This is a genomic window from Devosia sp. MC1541, from assembly GCF_012847305.1.
In the GTDB taxonomy this organism is placed as follows: Bacteria; Pseudomonadota; Alphaproteobacteria; order Rhizobiales; family Devosiaceae; genus Devosia.
The window spans coordinates 15,432-34,001 of the sequence record NZ_JABBDZ010000016.1 but is presented as its reverse complement, the minus strand read 5'-3'; the positions used below and the strand labels follow the sequence as shown (position 1 = coordinate 34,001).

At 58.1% G+C, this 18,570-nt stretch carries 16 protein-coding genes; 11 read left to right on the top strand and 5 right to left on the bottom strand.

All coding sequences use genetic code 11. The annotated features are described in order from the left end of the window. Nucleotides 1-67: 67 nt before the first annotated feature. Complete coding sequence (locus HKD40_RS14680; RefSeq protein ID WP_248306086.1) at nucleotides 68-2,095, bottom strand: methyl-accepting chemotaxis protein; 2,028 nt, start codon at nucleotides 2,093-2,095, stop codon at nucleotides 68-70. Nucleotides 2,096-2,479: 384 nt separating this feature from the next. On the opposite strand from HKD40_RS14680, the gene sdhC reads away from it, so the two are divergent. The 6 genes from sdhC to HKD40_RS14650 are packed head-to-tail and all read left to right on the top strand — an operon-like array spanning nucleotide 2,480 to nucleotide 6,789. Further along, nucleotides 2,480-2,866 carry a succinate dehydrogenase, cytochrome b556 subunit gene (gene sdhC / locus HKD40_RS14675; RefSeq protein WP_169196537.1) on the top strand — a complete coding sequence of 129 codons (387 nt, stop codon included), beginning with the start codon at nucleotides 2,480-2,482 and terminating at the stop codon, nucleotides 2,864-2,866. A gap of 3 nt (nucleotides 2,867-2,869) precedes the next feature. Next, complete coding sequence (gene sdhD, locus HKD40_RS14670) at nucleotides 2,870-3,262, top strand: succinate dehydrogenase, hydrophobic membrane anchor protein (protein WP_169196536.1); 393 nt, start codon at nucleotides 2,870-2,872, stop codon at nucleotides 3,260-3,262. Nucleotides 3,263-3,266: 4 nt separating this feature from the next. Beyond that, nucleotides 3,267-5,078 (top strand): succinate dehydrogenase flavoprotein subunit, encoded by a 1,812-nt coding sequence (gene sdhA, locus HKD40_RS14665; protein WP_169196535.1) that lies wholly within the window; start codon nucleotides 3,267-3,269, stop codon nucleotides 5,076-5,078. Between the two features lie 21 nt (nucleotides 5,079-5,099). After that, nucleotides 5,100-5,648: a hypothetical protein gene (locus HKD40_RS14660; protein ID WP_169196534.1), complete on the top strand. Its 549-nt coding sequence runs from the start codon at nucleotides 5,100-5,102 to the stop codon at nucleotides 5,646-5,648. 4 nt (nucleotides 5,649-5,652) lie between these two features. Beyond that, nucleotides 5,653-5,949 (top strand): hypothetical protein, encoded by a 297-nt coding sequence (locus tag HKD40_RS14655; protein ID WP_169196533.1) that lies wholly within the window; start codon nucleotides 5,653-5,655, stop codon nucleotides 5,947-5,949. A gap of 57 nt (nucleotides 5,950-6,006) precedes the next feature. Further along, a complete protein-coding gene (locus HKD40_RS14650) occupies nucleotides 6,007-6,789 on the top strand; it encodes a succinate dehydrogenase iron-sulfur subunit (RefSeq protein WP_169196532.1) in 783 nt (260 codons plus the stop codon). A 73-nt stretch (nucleotides 6,790-6,862) separates the two neighbouring features. On the opposite strand, the gene HKD40_RS14645 is transcribed toward HKD40_RS14650, so the two are convergent. The 4 genes from HKD40_RS14645 to HKD40_RS14630 form a co-directional block, all read right to left on the bottom strand. Next, nucleotides 6,863-8,203: a hypothetical protein gene (locus HKD40_RS14645; RefSeq protein WP_169196531.1), complete on the bottom strand. Its 1,341-nt coding sequence runs from the start codon at nucleotides 8,201-8,203 to the stop codon at nucleotides 6,863-6,865. A gap of 68 nt (nucleotides 8,204-8,271) precedes the next feature. Next, on the bottom strand, nucleotides 8,272-9,213 hold the full coding sequence (locus tag HKD40_RS14640) for a DMT family transporter (protein WP_169196530.1): 942 nt from the start codon (nucleotides 9,211-9,213) through the stop codon (nucleotides 8,272-8,274). 61 nt (nucleotides 9,214-9,274) lie between these two features. Beyond that, a complete protein-coding gene (locus tag HKD40_RS14635) occupies nucleotides 9,275-10,204 on the bottom strand; it encodes a tyrosine recombinase XerC (RefSeq protein WP_169196529.1) in 930 nt (309 codons plus the stop codon). Nucleotides 10,205-10,245: 41 nt separating this feature from the next. Next, entirely contained in the window at nucleotides 10,246-11,361 is a 1,116-nt protein-coding gene (locus HKD40_RS14630; RefSeq protein ID WP_169196528.1) for an FUSC family protein, read from the bottom strand. A gap of 247 nt (nucleotides 11,362-11,608) precedes the next feature. Between HKD40_RS14630 and HKD40_RS14625 the strand changes: the two genes are divergently transcribed. From HKD40_RS14625 to atpD, 5 genes are all read left to right on the top strand, one after another. After that, nucleotides 11,609-13,777, top strand: coding sequence for a primosomal protein N' (locus tag HKD40_RS14625; RefSeq protein WP_169196527.1), 2,169 nt, complete (start codon nucleotides 11,609-11,611; stop codon nucleotides 13,775-13,777). A gap of 282 nt (nucleotides 13,778-14,059) precedes the next feature. Next, nucleotides 14,060-14,620: a F0F1 ATP synthase subunit delta gene (locus HKD40_RS14620; protein WP_169196526.1), complete on the top strand. Its 561-nt coding sequence runs from the start codon at nucleotides 14,060-14,062 to the stop codon at nucleotides 14,618-14,620. Further along, on the top strand, nucleotides 14,621-16,156 hold the full coding sequence (gene atpA, locus HKD40_RS14615; RefSeq protein WP_169196525.1) for a F0F1 ATP synthase subunit alpha: 1,536 nt from the start codon (nucleotides 14,621-14,623) through the stop codon (nucleotides 16,154-16,156). It abuts the gene before it with no gap. Nucleotides 16,157-16,177: 21 nt separating this feature from the next. Next, nucleotides 16,178-17,065, top strand: coding sequence for a F0F1 ATP synthase subunit gamma (locus tag HKD40_RS14610; protein ID WP_169196524.1), 888 nt, complete (start codon nucleotides 16,178-16,180; stop codon nucleotides 17,063-17,065). Nucleotides 17,066-17,086: 21 nt separating this feature from the next. After that, nucleotides 17,087-18,526 carry a F0F1 ATP synthase subunit beta gene (gene atpD / locus HKD40_RS14605; protein ID WP_169196523.1) on the top strand — a complete coding sequence of 480 codons (1,440 nt, stop codon included), beginning with the start codon at nucleotides 17,087-17,089 and terminating at the stop codon, nucleotides 18,524-18,526. Nucleotides 18,527-18,570: the final 44 nt, after the last annotated feature.

The window sequence follows — 18,570 nt, the reverse complement described above, 5'->3', positions numbered from 1 at the left end:
AAACACTCGGGAGGAGCCGATTGGCGAGGACGCTGTTTTAGCGCCCTCACTGGTTTCTTTGCGAAGACTAGAACTCGTTCCACGCTTCGGCGGTCGCAGCTTGCCCGCCGAAGTAGGTTTTAGCCGCTTTCTGTACGCTCTTAATCAGCCCCCGTGCGCCGGATACTTTTTCGGTCGCACCAGAGGAAGAGGTTTCGTTGGCCGAGTCCATCGCCGCAGAATCGCGCAGCGTGAAGGTTTCAACGATCGAATCCACGCGGCTGGCTTGACCCTCGGTCTGCTCGATGGAAGCGTTCATTTCTTCAACGAGCGCCGCGTTGTGCTGGGTCATTTCATCCATCTGACGCACAGCGATATTCACTTCACCAATTCCAGAAGCCTGAGCTTGGCTGTCGCTCGCAATATTGCCCATCAGAGCCGCTGAAGAGCTGACCCCTTCGACAATTTCCGTCAAACGACCTGCCACATCACTGACGAGCTTGGTGCCGTTCCGCACTTCGTCGCCAGACTGTTCGATCAAGGCCTTAACATCGGACGAGGCTTGCGCCGCACTTTGTGCCAGACGCCGCACTTCCACGGCCACAACCGCAAAGCCCTTGCCGGACTCCCCAGCGCGCGCCGCTTCCACCGAGGCGTTGAGCGCTAGAAGGTTGGTCTGGAAGGCGATGTCGTCGATCAAGCCAATGATGTTGGAGATTTTGGCAGCTGAGGTGGAAATGCGCTCCATTGCATTGGTGGCCTGGCCCATAACTTCATTGCTGGCTTCTGCAATTGAACTCATGCGTTCGGCGCTGTCACTGGCTTCGCGGGCTCGTGTCGCATTCAGCGTCACGGTATTGGCCAGCTGATCCATTGCGGCGGAGGTCTCCTCAATGGTCGCAGCCTGGCGGGTCGTGCGCTCAGACAGATCGTTCGCGCCTTCGAGAATTTCGCGAGTGGCGCGCTTGAGCGAGCGGGAGGTATCGCGCAGCTGCAATGTAATGGACTCGATCTTGTCAGCAACCGAGTTTGTACTCTGCTTGAGGCGCGAGAAGGCCCCGCGATAATCCCCGCTCATGCGGTCCCGCAGATCGGCTCGTGCCATCGAGCTGAGCACGCGATCTGCCTCGTCGAGCGCTTCTTCGATACTATCGAGCATGCCATCAAGATTGCCTGCGATGCGATCGATTTCAGGATCACCAAAGCGGGTGGCGAGGCGGGCGCTGAAATCACCCGCAATGGCTTTTTCGATGACGCCGTCAAAGGCGCTCTGGAAGTTCGCCATCATGTCAGCACGGGCTGCAATCTCAGCGGCGCGCACCTGTTTTTCTTCCTCGGCCAACTGCACATTGATGCCGTTGACGCGGAAGGTTTCGAGTGCACGCGCCATTTCGCCCAATTCGTTCTGGGTTTGGGTGCCTTCAATGGCAATATCGTAATTGCCGTCCGTCAGCTTGCCCATGGTGCCCGTGAGCTTGGCGAATGTACCGTTCAGCCAGCGGCCGGTGATGATAGCCAGCGCTAGGCCAATGACCAGACCTACAGCTGAAATAATCATGATGATGGTCAGCTGCAGCGCTTCTTGTTCAGAGATGCGCGGGCCAAGTTCGTTCTGCCGAGTGTGGGTTTCCGACGACAGGCCCTGATAGAGCTCGTACATCGGTGGGCCCAGAGCGGTCAGCGTGGAGGTGAGCGCGTGATTGCGTGGGTCTGCTCCGGTGGCTTGGGCACGGGCGACCGTTTCGAAATTGTTCAGATACTGCGCCGCGAGAACGCGCACCTGGTTGGTGACCTCAAGCGCATGTGGGTCATGCTCGAAGAGCTGGTCAGTCTCCTCATTTGCCGTTGCAATGCGTGTGGCGACTTTGCGAACCTCATCAGCCCATTCGGGCGTTGGGTTGAGCAAATAGTTCAAGAAATCAATTCGCAGCAGAGAAACGTCTGCAGCATGCTCGTCGACGGTCAGGGATTCTCGGGCTGTCGCACGGTATTCATGAAATAAATGTTCGGCATTTGACATCAGCATAATTGCCGCTGCGCCAGTAGCGATGATTAGTACTGTTAAGGCGCCAAACGCGCCGTAAATTCTGGACCGAACACTTCGGAACATACGCATAGCACCAACCTCCTGTTGATGCTTGAAAGCTTCCCACTCAGATATTACTTATTGATTACAATACTTTGCGCTGCGGCGCGTTGATTGTAGTGTAGTTCTGAATTCTGCTTGGTGACAGATGTTTACCGATAGTTTTATGTCAAAACTTTATTACGCCGATCGCCTAAATCGCTGCCAATCTAGTAAAATATCCGCAGTATTAAGTCCGAGGCGGGGTGCGAACGTCTTGTGCGCTCTGCGAACAAAGTGCGGCTTGCGCAGAAAGTATGAGCTTCCGGCTGTCGGAGGGCTTTGATTTCCGGACGCCGTGAGTCTAAAACCTAGACCAATTCCAAACTGTCCGCGACACCTCGTCGCGCCAGCCGGTCCCGGAACAGAGTCCCCATGACGGTCAGAGCCCGCCCCACTTCGCCGCATTTGCAGATTTACCGTTGGACCGTCACCATGACGATGTCCATCTTTCACCGCGCCACAGGCATTGCGAACTACTTTGGTGTTTCGCTTTTCGTCATTTGGCTGCTGGCGGCTGCCTTCAGCGCTGATGCGCTGGATGTGGTCAACGGCGTCTATGGCAGCTGGTTTGGCCAGATCGTGATGTTCCTGTTTTCCTGGAGCCTTGTTCATCACATGTGCGGTGGCATTCGCCACTTCGTCTGGGACAGCGCTGCAATGATGGAGCCGGGCCAGCGCGAGAAAATGGCTTGGGCAACGATTATTGCTTCGGTTGTGATCACGCTCGTGATCTGGACTGTTTTTGTGTGGGTGGGCTAAGCCATGAGCGACAAAAAAATCTCTTATGAGCAGATCGCCAATCCGAAATCGCATTATGGTAATGCGCGCGCTTCGACACGCCACTTCATTACCCAGCGCGTAAGCGGCGCGGTCAATATTGTCCTTCTCGCACTGACCCTGTTCATCATGGTTCAACTGGCGGGCGAAGATCGCTCCGACGTGGTTGAGCTGATTGGTGCTTGGTACATCGGCCTGCCATTGGCTGTGTTGATCGCGGTGGCCGCGATCCACATGCGCAATGGCATGCGCGATACGCTTGAGGACTATATGCACGGCAAGATCTACGATCTGGCCATGCTTCTCAATACGCTTTTCTGTCTGCTGCTTGGCGCGCTCGGCATCATTGCCGTGCTCAAGCTTGTCTTCTGGGGTTGAACTCATGGCCAACTACGAATTGATCGACCACGAATTTGACGTGGTGGTTGTTGGCGCGGGTGGTGCGGGTTTGCGCGCGACCCTCGGCATGGCCGAGCAGGGTTTTAACACCGCCTGCATCACCAAGGTTTTCCCAACCCGCTCGCACACTGTGGCGGCGCAGGGTGGTATTGCCGCTTCGCTCCAGAACATGGGCCCGGATAGCTGGCAGTGGCACATGTACGATACCGTCAAGGGTTCGGACTGGCTCGGCGATAATGACGCCATGGAATATCTCGCGCGTGAAGCGCCTGCGGCGATTTATGAGCTCGAGCACTATGGCGTGCCATTTAGCCGTACGCAGGACGGCAAGATTTACCAGCGCCCGTTCGGCGGTCACATGACCGAGTTTGGTGATGGTCCTCCGGTCCAGCGCACTTGCGCTGCCGCTGACCGTACCGGCCACGCGATCCTCCACACCCTCTATGGCCAATCGATCAAGAACGAAGCGCAGTTCTTTATCGAATATTTCGCGCTCGACCTGATCATGGGCGAAAACGGCGAGTGTCAGGGCGTTATTGCCTGGAAGCTCGACGATGGCACGCTGCATCGCTTCCGCGCCAAGATGGTGGTTCTGGCCACCGGCGGTTACGGTCGCTCCTACTTCTCGGCCACCTCCGCTCACACCTGCACGGGTGACGGCAATGGCATGGTCGCCCGTGCTGGCCTGCCACTGCAGGACATGGAGTTTGTGCAGTTCCACCCGACTGGCATTTACGGCGCTGGCGTTCTGATCACAGAAGGCGCGCGTGGCGAAGGCGGGTATCTGACCAATTCCGAGGGCGAGCGTTTTATGGAGCGCTATGCGCCCAACGCTAAGGACCTTGCCTCGCGCGACGTGGTTTCGCGCTGCATGACGCTTGAAATTCGCGAAGGTCGCGGCGTCGGTCCAAACAAGGACCATATCTATCTGCACCTTGATCACCTTGATCCAAAGGTGCTGCATGAGCGCCTGCCGGGCATTACCGAAAGCGCCAAGATCTTCGCTGGTGTCGATCTCACCCGTGAACCGATCCCGGTTCTACCGACCGTTCACTACAATATGGGTGGCATTCCGGCGAACTACCACGGCGAAGTGCTCAACCCGACCGAAGACGAACCAAACCGCATCGTGCCGGGCCTGATGGCCGTTGGCGAAGCGGCCTGTGCATCGGTGCATGGCGCCAACCGTCTTGGCTCGAACTCACTGACCGACCTTGTGGTCTTTGGCCGTGCGGCCGCAATCCGTGCCGGTCAGGTTATTGACCGTGAAGCACCGGTGCCGGGCATCAATGCGGCTGAAGACGCTAAAATCCTGTCGCGCTTTGATCGTCTGCGCAATGCCAACGGCAGCCAGCCGACCGCCAAGCTGCGCGATGAAATGCAGCGCACGATGCAGTCCGATGCCGCTGTGTTCCGCACCGATGACTCGCTCAAGCAGGGCGTCGTCAAGATGAGCGAAATCTACAAGCGTCTGCCAGACGTGAAGGTTACTGACCGCTCGCTGATCTGGAATTCGGATCTGGTGGAAACGCTGGAGCTGGAAAACCTGATGACCTGCGCTATTGCCACAGTTGTCTCGGCGGAAGCGCGTCAGGAAAGCCGCGGCGCGCATGCGCACGAGGATTTCCCGAATCGCGACGACGGCAATTGGCGCAAGCACACGCTGAGCCGGGTTAATGTAGACACTGGCGCGGTCGAACTGAGCTATCGCCCGGTCATTCTTGACCCGCTGACCCCGCAGGATCAGGGCGGCATCGATCTCAAGAAAATTGCGCCAAAAGCACGCGTTTACTAAGGTTTGGTGGAAGCAATGGTTATGACTAAACCGCAACGCATAGCCGCAGGCTGCCTCACCCTCGGCGTGGCGCTTCTTTTGGCTGGCTGTGAAACCACCGACACCGGCCCAAGCACTTATAGCTCTGGGTCGGGCACCTTCGGCCAGCAGTCGGTGACCTCGTCAGAGGGCAATAATTTTATCACGACGACGAGCCAGATTGATCCGCAGACCGGACAGCGTGTGGTCACGGGCGGCTCGTTCCACGTCTCCAGCGATGGCTCGCCCTCGTCCTTGTTCGCGCCGATGGGCACTTGGTACATTCGCGACGAATTTGCCCGCAGCTGCCAGGTGTCGTTCGGCAATGGCTCCTTAAGCGGCAGTGCTGGCGCCAAGGTGCTCGATCAGACCGGTTTCTGTTCGAGCGACTTTAGCGATGCGCGCGGCTGGATGAGTGCAGGGACGGGCTTTGCGCTGACCAATGCGTCGGGACGAATTATTGGCCAGTTCGCCAGCGATGGTAACGACAGCTATGCGGGCACGATCGACTCCATGTTCGGTCCCCGTCCTGTAAAAATTACACGTAGGTAAGCGCATGAATAAGCTCACTATTGCAGGTGCCGTGTGCATGAGCCTCGCTTTGGCGGTTCCCGCTTATGCAGCCACTCCGACGGCCGCACAAAAGCAGGAGTTCTTCGAGGTGTGCTTGAATATCTCGCAGAACCAAGAGCTGTGTGCGTGCAAGGCCGATGCGGCCATGTCGTTGATTGATGAGCGCTTTATGGCTGTCGTGATTTCTTCGATGAAGGGCGGATCGCCCAAGTCTGAAGACTACGTCGCCTACAATGCCTACGTCGCCAAATCGAACCAAGTGTGCAAGCCGAACTACTAATCGGGCTTTTACGGTGTTCGCGCCGAGTTGAGCGGCGTGTCGAAAGGAAGTTGAGAAATGGCCGAACTGACCCTGCGCAAGGCAGACCAGCCGCAGAAGGGCAAAACCTGGCCCAAGCCTGAAGGCGCGACGCGTCTGCGCGAATATCATGTTTATCGCTATGACCCGGACAAAAACGAGAACCCGCGGATCGACACCTATTTCGTCGATCTCGACAATTGCGGCCCAATGGTTCTCGATGCGCTGCTCTATATCAAGAACAACACCGATCCCACGCTGACGCTGCGCCGCTCTTGCCGTGAAGGCATCTGTGGCTCGTGCTCGATGAATATCAACGGGCTCAATACGCTGGCCTGTACCAAGGGCATGGACGATTCCACCGGTCCGGTGAAAATCTACCCGCTGCCGCACATGCCAGTGGTCAAGGATCTGGTTCCCGATCTGACCAATTTCTATGCGCAGCACCGTGCCATTGAGCCTTGGCTCAAGACCACCTCGCCGACGCCGGAAAAAGAATGGAAGCAGTCGGTTGAAGACCGCTCCAAGCTCGATGGTCTTTACGAGTGCATTCTGTGCGCCTGCTGCTCGACCTCCTGCCCAAGCTATTGGTGGAACGGTGAGAAGTATCTTGGTCCGGCGGCGCTGCTGCAGGCCTATCGCTGGCTCATCGACAGCCGCGATGAAACCACCAATGACCGTCTCGATAATCTTGAAGACCCGTTCAAGCTGTATCGCTGCCACACCATTATGAACTGCACCAAGGTTTGCCCCAAGGGTCTCAACCCCGCCAAGGCCATTGCGCAGATCAAGAAGATGATGGTCGAGCGTCAGGTCGCTTAATAGCGCTATCGCTATAGTGAAATGAAAAACGGCGGGGGTTGACCCCGCCGTTTTTTGTTGACCACCAGAGAGATTACTCGGCGTCGATCAGCATTGCCTTGCCGGTCTCATAAGCCGATTTGCAGTCAGTTGCGTCGGCGCGTGTATCGCTTTCGAACACGGTGCCTGCGACCCCTGGCCCTTCAAAGCGCGGATCATCGCACTGGCCATCATTGGCATAGCTTGAGGTGTCGTCACCAAAGTCGATCTCGCTGCTATCATAGGGCGCGCCGAGGGCATATTCGGGCGTGTAGACCGGCTTGATGGTGACACTGCCTGCGTTAAACTGCGCCTCGCAGTCGCTGGCGTCGCTCATAATGTCCTCGAACAGCATCTTCTTATTGAGCCCTGTCCCGGCAAAACGTGGATCATCGCATTCCCCGTCATTGGCCCAACGCGAGCTATCGTCGCCAAAGTCAAATGCGACGTTGAGCTGGTCGACTGTCTTGAACGAAACATCGCCTGTCAGAAACGCTGCGCGGCAGTCGCTCGCATCCGCCGACCGTGTCCCGCCATCCGTCAAATTCGACGCGCCAGGCCCGAAAAAGTCTGGGTCATCACATTCGCCGTCGTTGGCCCACTCGCCGCTATCGTCCCCAAAATCGATGCGTCGCGCGATGGCCTCAAGAGATGCAGTCGCCGCAGCGGATCGAACCGGCGTTGCCGCTTCGTCCTCGCCTTCGCCGACAAGGTGGACGGTCCCGTCTTCATAGGCTTCGCGGCAGTCAGAGGCGTCAGCCTTCTCGTCTTCCGGCAGCAGGGCGCTGTTCATGCCCGGGCCGGCAAACCGTGGGTCATCGCATTCGAGGTCATTGGCCCACTGCGAAGAATCATCGCCAAAGTCGATGTCGTCGATGCTTGTGCGTTCGAGGCTAGCGTCGCCGCCGCCATCTGCGAGGGTGATGTCTCCGGCGTCAAACAGCGCCTTACAATCCGTCGCGTCTTTTAGAGCATCTTCGGGAAGAAGCTCCGTCGCCATTTTCGCGCCGGTGAAGCGCGGGTCATCGCATTCCCCGTCATTGGCCCATTCGGAGCTGTCATCGCCAAAATCAATTTCAGCATCGGCAATAGCCTCTGCGCGTGCCACGGCCCCAGCAGCATCAGCTTCGTCTGCTGTTTCCGCGAGGGTGATCTTGCCCGCATCGAACAGTGTCTGGCAGTCGGTCGCGTCTTTTAGAGTGTCGGCGGCTTCCAGTTCCTCGGCCATGTTTTCGCCCGCGAAGCGAGGATCATCGCATTCCCCGTCATTGGCCCATTCGGAAGTGTCGTCGCCAAAATTTACCGACGTGTCTTGCGCTGATGCTGGCAATGTCAGGCCGGCCATCAGTGCTGCGATCAGGAGGGAAGAGCTCAGGCCCTTGCTTGATGTTCTCATAGTCGTCTTACCCCAGATGCACTTGAATTGGTTCCAAGCCTAAGGCCGTTTCGTATGGGAACCAAGCGTCATGCGCTTTTGATTTTGTACTGGCGCTCCTTTTTGGCAAAGAGCCATGAACCTGAAAGAACAAGTGCAGTGCCTAACGCGTGATAAGGGGTGAAGGCTTCACCTAAAATGACAACGGCGAGCAAAATCGTCACGATGGGTCCAAAACTGGCCGTCGACGAGGTGGCGCGGGCGCCAATCCGCGAGATTGCCGTGTTCAGCAAGAACGACGGCAGCACCGTGCCAAAAATCCCGAGCATGAACGCAAGAGACCAGATGTAGCTGTCATACTGGGCATAGGCAGCGACCCCGTCGAGCACGGCAGATTGGCCGATGGCCAGCACAGCCGCTGTCGCCATGCCGATGCAGGTGAACAGCCCTGAGCCCAGAATCAGCATTTGGCGCTTGGCCAAGTGCTGATAGAGCGCGAACGTCAGTGCAGATCCCAAGACCAAAAGCGTACCCTGCCAAAGCCCATCGGGCGACACGGTGAGGTTCCAGACAAAGATCACCAGCAGTCCGGCATAGCTCACCAACATGGGCGGCACCAATTGCCAGATCATCCGGTCACCGAAAAACCAAACGCCAAAGAGCAGCACAAAGAACGGATAGGTGAACAGCACCAGCCGCTCATATTGGGCTGAAACAAAAGCCAGCCCTGCGAAATCGAGATAGCTTGAGAGATAATAACCTAGGGCTCCGACCGCCATTGAGGCCGCGAGCGTTTTGGGCGTCAGCAGCGCCTTCAGTTCCGGTCGGCGTGAGAGCAGTATCGCCAGAATCACGAGGTAGACGGGCAGGGCGACCAGCATGCGCAGCGCCAGCGTGCCCTCGGTTGTTACCCCAGCAGCAAAGGCGAGCTTGATGAAAACGCCCTTGGTCGAGAACAGCGCCGCCCCCGCAAAGGCAAGGCCATAGCCCAAAAGGTCACTGCGCGGCGCCGGGGAAATTTGTGTGGTCATGCAAGAAGCTTAGACGCTGATTTGGACAGCGCGAAAGCCCAAAGCCTGCAAATTCGTCCAATTAGCCGCGCGGGTGCGCCAGGGCGTAGCTTTCCAAAAGCCGCTCGGTGTCGACAGCCGTATAGATCTGCGTTGTCGATAGGCTGGCATGGCCCAATAGCTCTTGGATGGCACGCAGATCGCCCCCCTTGCCGAGCAAATGGGTTGCAAAAGAGTGCCGCAGCGCGTGCGGTGTTGCAGTTTGTGGCAGGCCAAGGGCCGAGCGTAACAATTCCATGCGCGCTTGGATTGGTCTGGGGCCCAGAACACCGCCGCGAATAGCGCGGAACATGGGTTCGTCTGTGTTCACTGCAAAGGGCAAAAGGCCAAGATAGCTGTCGATAAAAGCGCGCACGGAGGCGATGAGGGGCACCATGCGAACCTTGCCGCCCTTGCCGGTGACGCGCAGTGTCGTGCTTTCCAAATCGGCTTTCCGCAGGGCCAAGGCTTCCGAAATACGCAAGCCCGCCCCATAGCAGAGGGCAATCACCGCCATATCTCTTGCCGCGACCCACGGCCTGTCCTCACGTTCGCCCGCCATGCTCACCGCTTGCTTGGCCTCAATAACAGTCAGGGCCTTTGGCAGTGTTCTGGGGATTTTGGGGCTGCGGATGACATTGAGGGCTTCGGAGGTAAGGATCCCCTCGCGCTCTAGGAATTGAAAATAGCTGCGCAGCGACGACAGGACCCGCGCCAGCGAGCGGGAGCCCAAGCTGTCATTGCGCCGTTCCGCCATAAAGGCGCGAATATCAGCGCCGCGCAGGTCTTTTAGAAAGGCGAGCGTCACCGCTCCGCCCATATGGCCAGACAAAAAGCTCATGAACTGGCCAATGTCGCGCCCATAGGCTTCCAGCGTTTTGGGGGCGAGACGCTTGATCGAGCCCAGCTCTCTGAGCCAGTTCTCAACGCTATCGCGGACAAAAGGATCGGTGGCAAAGGCGCTATCGGTCATAGAGAGACCCTAGCGCCTTTGCATGAATAAACTCTAGCCGATTAGCTCTTGTTGCCCTTGGCAGCTTTATAGGCGGCCAACTCTAGGCGGTCTGGTTGTGATGAGAGCAATATGGCGAGCACCAATCCAATCGCCGCTCCGATCAGCGTGTCCCAGATACGCTCGCTCGCCATGTGAAAGCCCGATACGCCCGGCATGCCGATCACTGTCATCAGCAGCGCCATGGGCGTTACCAGCATTTGCCCAAGCGCATAGTTCGAGCCGATGATGATTTCGGTGATGATCTGGAGCCCGACGATGAGCCCCATCATCTGCCAGACATTGGGTTCGAATATCAGAATCACGCCAGCAATGGCGGCCCCAATCACGACGCCCAAAAGGCGCTGAACCCCACGATGGAGCGCATGGTAGAGGTGTGGCCCGGTCATTGCTGCCATCGCCCCCATGGCCGCCCACGACGGGTGAGAAGCGCCGATCAGCTGGGAGGCCGCCGCTGCTAGAAACGTCGCGAGCGTAATAGAGAGCGCTACTTCAATGCGCCGCTTGCGGGGCAGGGCGGGCTCACCGGGCACAAAGGCCGATGGGTCGTTGCGGAATTTCTCCGTGAGAAAACAGATTGCCCAGGCGAGCAAACCAACGAGCATCACCGTCAGGCCACGTTCGATGATTTCGACAAAGCGCACGGGCGTGTCGAAGGATGCCCCTGCTGCAAACACCATCAAAAGCGCTCCCGGCGCGCCCATCTTGACCGTCTGTTGAACGAACATCAGTCCGCCGCAGCACAGCGCCAGCACGATCAGCATGACAAGGTTTGGGGCGCCCAGCCAAGCCGCGGTCGATGTGACCAGAACCACAGCGGTCTGCGACAGCATGCAATAGAGCAGCAACCAGTTCCTTCGTTGCGCGGGCGCAAAGCGCCCGTAAAGGGCGACAATAGAGCCAAGCGCGGCAAAGCTGAGGAGATGGGCGAAGGGCGAGATATAGATCAGCGGCATGGCAATCGCGCCGGTCAGCGCCGCTTGTACCCCGGCCATCGCTGAGGCGCGAACATGCGGCTGAGGGGCTATCCTCATGCCGTCGCGAAGGGTGTGCGGGTGCAAAATATGTTTAGCGGCGTCGCGACGGCGCGGGCGGTCGCTCGTTGGCGGGGTGTCCATAGGCAGCAGACGTGAGTGAGGATAGGGCCATTGGGCCAGACGGTCCGACGGGACCGGATAAGTTCGCGTTCTTAAGGTATTCACTAGGGGCGGCGGAGCCCCGACTTTGGTTCTAGCTGCCCTGCGACAACGGCTGTGGATTGTAGACGAGGCCTTAACCTTCTAGAACATTGAGCGAACAAATTTGGCGCTGACAGCTTGGCCCTCGGCTCTTGTCACGCCTGCGCTCTCATGCACAAAAGGGCTCATGTTAGATCGCCCAGACATTGTCGCCGTCATGGTCGGGGTCGCCGTAGAGGGGCCCTATAGCTATCGCGTGCCTCACGGCATGAGCGTTGAGCGTGGCTCCATCGTGTCTGTGCCCTTGGGGCCGCGTTTGGTTTTGGGTGTTGTCTGGGGTGTGCCCAAAGACAGTTTTGCGCATAATCGTCTGCGCGATATCGCCCAGACCTATGATGTTCCCCCGCTCTCTGACGAGCTGATGCGTCTGGTCGATTGGGTTGCCCGCTATACGATTACCCCGCCCGGTCAGGTTTTGCGCGGCGTTCTGCGCTCCCCCGAAGCGTTGGATGCGCCCAAGCCGACAACTGCGTTCCGTCGCACCGGCGTTGTGCCTGATAAAATGACCAGCGCGCGTGAGCGCGTGCTTGAGATTTTGGTCGATGACATGGCTTGGCCCAAGCCTGCGCTCATTGGCGCGGCCGGGGTGTCAGCCTCTGTGGTGGAGGGGTTGGAAAAGGCGGGTGTGGTTGAGCGAATCGAATTGCCCGCCGCTCCCATCGTCCAAATTCCCGATCCTGATGCGGCGCCATCCACGCTTAGCCCTGAACAGCACAGTGCGCTCGATCAGATATTAGAGACGGGCGCCCACAATTTTGGCGTTGCTCTGCTCGATGGCGTCACTGGGGGCGGCAAAACCGAAGTCTTCTTTGAAGCGGTGGCCGATACGCTGCGTGCCGGGCGTCAGGCGGTGATTCTTCTGCCTGAAATCGCCCTCACCAATACATTCATCGATCGCTTCACCCGCCGTTTTGGGACGCGCCCGGCAGAATGGCACTCGGATTTGACGCCTGCGCAACGCGCCAAGATCTGGCGTGGCGTCTTGGATGGCACGGTCCGTGCTGTCGTTGGCGCGCGTTCGGCCCTGTTTTTGCCCTTCCGCGAGCTGGGGCTGCTGGTGCTCGATGAAGAGCACGACGGCGCATATAAGCAATCAGAAGGCTTTACCTACCACGCCCGCGATATGGCGATCGTGCGGGCTCAATTTGCTAAGGCACGCGTCATCCTCTCCTCGGCCACCCCTTCGGTCGAATCGCGCAACAATGCCAATCAGGGGCGCTATGCCCATGTTCGGCTCACTTCGCGCTTTGCCGAAGCGGCCATGCCCAATATCACTGCGCTCGACATGCGCACCGATGGGCCGGAAAAAGGGGAGTGGATCGCGCCCACGCTGGCCCGCGAGATTTTTGCTGCCTTGGATCGGGGCGAACAGGCGCTTCTCTTTCTTAATCGTCGCGGCTACGCGCCGCTCACCCTCTGCCGCTCCTGCGGGCATCAATATAAATGCCCCGACTGCTCGGCGTGGATGGTGGAACACCGATTCCGTGGTGTCATCATGTGCCACCACTGCGGCCATGAGATGAAAACGCCCAAAGTCTGCGGCGAATGTGGGGATACAGAAAGCCTAACAGCCGTTGGGCCGGGCATTGAGCGCGTGGCTGAGGAGGCTGCGGTGCGATTCCCCGACGCGCGTCGGGTGTTGCTCTCCACGGACATGGGTTCGCATACACAGTTGCGCGACCGATTCTCTGAAGTGGCACGTGGCGAATTTGATCTCATCATCGGCACGCAGCTGGTGTCCAAAGGTCACCATTTCGAGAAGCTCTCTGTTGTTGGCGTGCTGGATGCCGATCTCGGGCTCGCTCACGGCGACCCCCGCGCCTCGGAGAAAACCTTCCAGATTCTCACGCAGGTTGCAGGCCGCGCTGGCCGCGCCTCGCAGCACGGCAAGGCGTTCTTGCAGACCTACCACCCCGATCATCCGGTGATGAAAGCCATGGTAAGCGGGGATCGAGAGGCCTTCTATGCCTCCGAGCTTCATGCCCGAGAAGCCGGTGGCATGCCGCCTTTCGGGCGTCTTGCGGCGCTAATCGTTTCCTCAGGCGAGCAGGCGCTGGCCATGGCTCATGCCCGTATGCTCCTCACCTCCGCGCCCATGGCCGATGGGGTCCGGCTCTTTGGGCCAGCGGACGCGCCTGTCTCTATGATAAGGGGGCGTCACCGCGTGCGTCTTCTCGCGCAGTCTGGCCGAGACTTCGATTTGTCCGGTTATGTGCGGTTTTGGCTGGCGAGTGCAGAAAAAGCCAAGGGTGATTTGCGCGTCCAAATTGACATAGACCCCGTCAGCTTCATGTAAATTTCTGTCGGAGCAGATTTTCCCTGTGAAAAACCCGACCGTTCTTGGCGCGAAAAGCAAGTCGTGCTTGGAAATTTATCCCAATAAAAAGCGCAATCGGGCCTGCGACACTTTCGCAACGACTGAATCCCATGCGCAAGCCTTGCAGTGCCTGCTTTTCCTGTGTTAGAGCGGGCGCGAATTTAGGGGTCCGGCTCGTGGCCCGTTTCCGAGCACGTCCAAGCGTTCATATTCCGCCCCGGGTACCCATCCGGAGACGGCCAATTAGAGGGTGAAGCAGCATTGGCAGCGCAGAACTCAGTGCTTACCCAGATCGCGCGGCCATATGCGTCGGCGCTTTTTGACCTCGCCCGGAGCGAGAACCAGATGGCTCAGGTTGAAACTGGCCTGTCTGACGTCTCCCGGCTTATCGGTGAAAGCGAAGATTTTTCTCGCTATCTCCGTTCTCCAGTTCTCTCCAGCGATGTGAAAGCATCCGCGCTCAACGCTATTCTTGAGCGCGCGAAGGTCAACCAGACCGTCGCTAACTTCCTTCGCGTGGTGGCCCAGAATGGTCGCCTCTTTGCTCTCGATCAGATCATCACGGCTTTCCGTGAACTGGCCGCAGAAGCACGTGGCGAGACCACGGCAGACGTGACCTCTGCCGCTCCGCTGACCGCGGAACAAGCAGCAGCTTTGGCGGAAACGCTCAAGGCCAAGCTTGGCAAGACAGTCACGCTCAATCAATTCGTCGATCCCTCGCTCATCGGTGGCCTTCAGGTCAAAGTCGGTAGCCAGATGATCGACTCTTCGCTCAAGACAAAACTCGCCGCGATGAAAGTCGCCATGAAAGAGGTCGGATAAATGGACATCAAAGCCGCGGAAATTTCTGCGATCCTCAAGGACCAGATCAAGAATTTCGGCCAGGAAGCCCAGGTTTCCGAAGTTGGTCAGGTGCTCTCCGTCGGTGACGGTATTGCCCGCGTATACGGCCTCGACAACGTTCAGGCTGGTGAGCTCGTTGAATTCCCAGGTGGCGTTAAGGGCATGGCTCTTAACCTCGAAACCGACAACGTCGGTGTCGTGATCTTCGGTTCCGACCGTCAGATCAAGGAAGGCGACGTCGTTAAGCGTACCGGCGCCATCGTGGACACCCCAGTTGGTCCAGGCCTCTTGGGTCGCGTTGTCGACGGTCTGGGTAACCCGATCGACGGCAAGGGTCCAATCGACCACACCGAACGTCGTCGCGTTGACGTTAAGGCTCCTGGCATTCTGCCACGTAAGTCGGTTCACGAACCAATGTCGACCGGCCTCAAGGCTATCGACGCGCTGATCCCAATCGGCCGTGGCCAGCGTGAATTGATCATTGGCGACCGTCAGACCGGTAAGTCCGCGATCATTCTCGACACCTTCCTCAACCAGAAGCCAGCTCACGACGCAGGCGCTTCGGACACTGACAAGCTCTATTGCATCTACGTTGCAATCGGCCAGAAGCGTTCGACCGTTGCTCAGTTCGTGCGTCAGCTCGAAGAATCCGGCGCCCTGCCGTACTCGATCGTTATCGCTGCGACCGCTTCGGACCCAGCACCGCTCCAGTACATCGCACCGTTCACCGGTTGCGCGATTGGCGAATGGTTCCGTGACAATGGCAAGCATGCCGTTATCGCGTATGACGATTTGACCAAGCAGGCTGTTGCTTACCGCCAGATGTCGCTTCTTCTGCGTCGTCCACCAGGCCGTGAAGCTTACCCAGGCGACGTTTTCTACCTCCACAGCCGTCTTCTCGAACGCGCTGCGAAGATGAACGAAGCCAATGGTCTTGGCTCGCTGACTGCTCTGCCAGTTATCGAAACCCAGGCAAACGACGTTTCGGCTTACATCCCGACCAACGTGATCTCGATCACCGACGGCCAGATCTTCCTCGAAACCAACCTCTTCTTCCAGGGTATCCGCCCAGCCGTTAACGTCGGTCTGTCGGTTTCCCGCGTTGGTGGTTCGGCTCAGATCAAGGCGATGAAGCAGGTTGCTGGTTCGCTTAAGGGTGAACTCTCCCAGTACCGCGAAATGGCTGCATTTGCTCAGTTCGGTTCCGACCTTGACGCTGCAACCCAGCGCCTTCTGAACCGTGGTGCGCGTCTGACTGAGCTGCTCAAGCAGCCACAGTTCAGCCCGCTCAAGACTGAAGAGCAGGTTGCGGTGATCTTCGCTGGTGCGAACGGCTACCTCGACTCGATCCCAGTTTCGCAGGTGATGGATTTTGAACAGCACACCCTGTCCGCTCTGCGCGGCAAGTATGCTGACATTCTCGCCACCATCGCGAAGGACAAGGCTCTGAGCGACGACACCCGTGCAAAGCTCAAGTCGGCTCTTGATGATATCAAGAAGACCTACGCGGCCTAAGCCCGAAGGAGACGACAGGCTATGCCGTCGCTAAAGGACCTAAAAAACCGGATCGACTCGGTCAAATCGACCCAGAAGATCACCAAAGCCATGCAGATGGTCGCGGCCGCAAAATTGCGCCGCGCACAAGAAGCGGCTGTCGCTGCCCGTCCATACGCTGAGCGTATGGGCGCGGTGCTCTCCTCCTTGGCCGCCGTTTATGACGGCCAGGCAGATGCTCCGGTGTTGCTCGCTGGTAACGGCCGCGACCAGGTTCATCTGCTGGTGGTTGCCACTGGTGAGCGCGGCTTGGCTGGTGCTTTCAACTCGTCGATCGCACGTCTTGCGCGCGATCACGTCTTGAAGCTTCAGGCTGAAGGTAAGACCGTCAAAATTCTTACCGTCGGTCGCAAGGGCCACGACATTCTGCGTCGTCAGTTCGCCGATCTGATCGTTGATACGGTCAGCTATCGCGAAGTGAAGACCGTTGGTTTTGCTCAGGCGTCTGAGATTTCTCAGCGTCTGCAGACCATGTTCGCAGCTGGTGAATTCGATATCGCCACCCTGTTCTTTGCTAAGTTCAACTCCGTGATCAGCCAGGTGCCACAGGCAGTCCAGCTCATCCCGGCCAAGATCGAAGCTGTTGAGGGTGCGGGTAAGGTCGATAACTCGACCGTACTTTACGAATATGAGCCCAGCGAAGAAGCGATCGTCGAAGACCTTCTGCCACGCAATATCAGCGTGCAGATCCTTCGCGCGTTCCTCGAAAACAGTGCTTCGTTCTACGGTGCGCAGATGTCCGCAATGGACAATGCTACCCGTAATGCGGGCGACATGATCGGCAAGCTGCAGCTGAGCTATAACCGCCAGCGTCAGGCTCAGATCACCAAAGAACTTATCGAAATCATTTCCGGCGCGGAAGCGCTCTAACCCCTCAGCGAGGACGAACAAATGGCAGATAAAAAGGCCGGTCGCGTATCGCAGGTCATTGGCGCCGTCGTTGACGTGGTGTTCGACGATCACCTGCCCGCAATCCTGAACGCGCTTGAAACCACTAACAATGGTCAGCGTCTGGTACTCGAAGTAGCTCAGCACTTGGGCGAAAACGCAGTACGCACCATTGCTATGGACACGACCGAAGGTCTCGTCCGTGGCACCGAAGTAACCGATCTGGGCACCGCGATCCGCGTTCCAGTTGGTGAAGGCACCCTCGGCCGCATCATGAACGTTATCGGCGAGCCGATCGACGAAGCTGGTGCGATCGAATCAGAAGGCCTGCGTGAAATTCACCAGGACGCTCCAGCATTTGCTGAACAGAACCCTGCTTCCGAAGTGCTCGTCACCGGGATCAAGGTTGTTGACCTGATCGCTCCATACGCTCGCGGTGGTAAGATCGGTCTGTTCGGTGGCGCCGGCGTGGGCAAGACCGTTCTGATCCAGGAACTGATCAACAACGTTGCTAAGGCACACGGTGGTTACTCGGTGTTCGCTGGCGTGGGTGAACGTACCCGCGAAGGCAACGACCTGTACTACGAAATGATCGAATCGGGCGTGAACAAGGACCCACATGAGAACAACGGCTCTGCCGCTGGGTCTAAGTGCGCTCTCGTGTTCGGCCAGATGAACGAACCACCAGGCGCGCGTGCTCGCGTTGCTCTGACGGGCCTCACCATCGCGGAAAACTTCCGTGACAAGGGCCAGGACGTTCTGTTCTTCGTCGACAACATCTTCCGCTTCACTCAGGCAGGTGCTGAAATGTCGGCTCTGCTCGGCCGTATTCCATCGGCAGTGGGCTATCAGCCAACCCTGTCGACCGACATGGGCGCGATGCAGGAACGCATCACCACCACCACCAAGGGTTCGATTACCTCGGTGCAGGCCGTGTACGTTCCAGCGGACGATTTGACCGATCCGGCACCAGCAACCACCTTCGCTCACTTGGACGCGACGACCGTTCTGAACCGTGCGATCTCCGAAAAGGGTATCTACCCTGCAGTGGATCCACTGGCTTCGAACTCGCGTATCCTTGACGCGAACGTTGTTGGCCAGGAGCACTACGATACCGCTCGTCAGGTTCAGTCGATCCTGCAGAAGTACAAGGCTCTCCAGGACATCATCGCCATCCTCGGGATGGACGAATTGTCGGAAGAAGACAAGCTGACCGTGGCGCGCGCTCGTAAGATCGAACGCTTCATGTCCCAGCCGTTCGACGTGGCAGAAGTGTTCACCGGTTCGCCAGGCGTGTTCGTAAAGCTCGAAGACACCATCAAGGGCTTCAAGGGTCTCGTGAACGGTGATTACGATCACCTTCCAGAACCAGCCTTCTACATGGTTGGCACCATCGAAGACGCTGTTGCCAAGGCACAGAAGCTGGCCGCTCAGGCAGCCTAAGCTAAAAATCGGTGTGGGCCGCCCCGGCGGCCCACCCTTTTCGT

Bases quoted from the DNA above. Each gene is read 5' to 3' on its own strand.
- HKD40_RS14680 (WP_248306086.1), bottom strand. From the start codon at position 2,095: ATGCGTATGTTCCGAAGTGTTCGGTCCAGAATTTACGGCGCGTTTGGC.
- sdhC (WP_169196537.1), top strand. From the start codon at position 2,480: ATGACGGTCAGAGCCCGCCCCACTTCGCCGCATTTGCAGATTTACCGT.
- sdhD (WP_169196536.1), top strand. From the start codon at position 2,870: ATGAGCGACAAAAAAATCTCTTATGAGCAGATCGCCAATCCGAAATCG.
- sdhA (WP_169196535.1), top strand. From the start codon at position 3,267: ATGGCCAACTACGAATTGATCGACCACGAATTTGACGTGGTGGTTGTT.
- HKD40_RS14660 (WP_169196534.1), top strand. From the start codon at position 5,100: ATGACTAAACCGCAACGCATAGCCGCAGGCTGCCTCACCCTCGGCGTG.
- HKD40_RS14655 (WP_169196533.1), top strand. From the start codon at position 5,653: ATGAATAAGCTCACTATTGCAGGTGCCGTGTGCATGAGCCTCGCTTTG.
- HKD40_RS14650 (WP_169196532.1), top strand. From the start codon at position 6,007: ATGGCCGAACTGACCCTGCGCAAGGCAGACCAGCCGCAGAAGGGCAAA.
- HKD40_RS14645 (WP_169196531.1), bottom strand. From the start codon at position 8,203: ATGAGAACATCAAGCAAGGGCCTGAGCTCTTCCCTCCTGATCGCAGCA.
- HKD40_RS14640 (WP_169196530.1), bottom strand. From the start codon at position 9,213: ATGACCACACAAATTTCCCCGGCGCCGCGCAGTGACCTTTTGGGCTAT.
- HKD40_RS14635 (WP_169196529.1), bottom strand. From the start codon at position 10,204: ATGACCGATAGCGCCTTTGCCACCGATCCTTTTGTCCGCGATAGCGTT.
- HKD40_RS14630 (WP_169196528.1), bottom strand. From the start codon at position 11,361: ATGGACACCCCGCCAACGAGCGACCGCCCGCGCCGTCGCGACGCCGCT.
- HKD40_RS14625 (WP_169196527.1), top strand. From the start codon at position 11,609: ATGTTAGATCGCCCAGACATTGTCGCCGTCATGGTCGGGGTCGCCGTA.
- atpA (WP_169196525.1), top strand. From the start codon at position 14,621: ATGGACATCAAAGCCGCGGAAATTTCTGCGATCCTCAAGGACCAGATC.
- HKD40_RS14610 (WP_169196524.1), top strand. From the start codon at position 16,178: ATGCCGTCGCTAAAGGACCTAAAAAACCGGATCGACTCGGTCAAATCG.
- atpD (WP_169196523.1), top strand. From the start codon at position 17,087: ATGGCAGATAAAAAGGCCGGTCGCGTATCGCAGGTCATTGGCGCCGTC.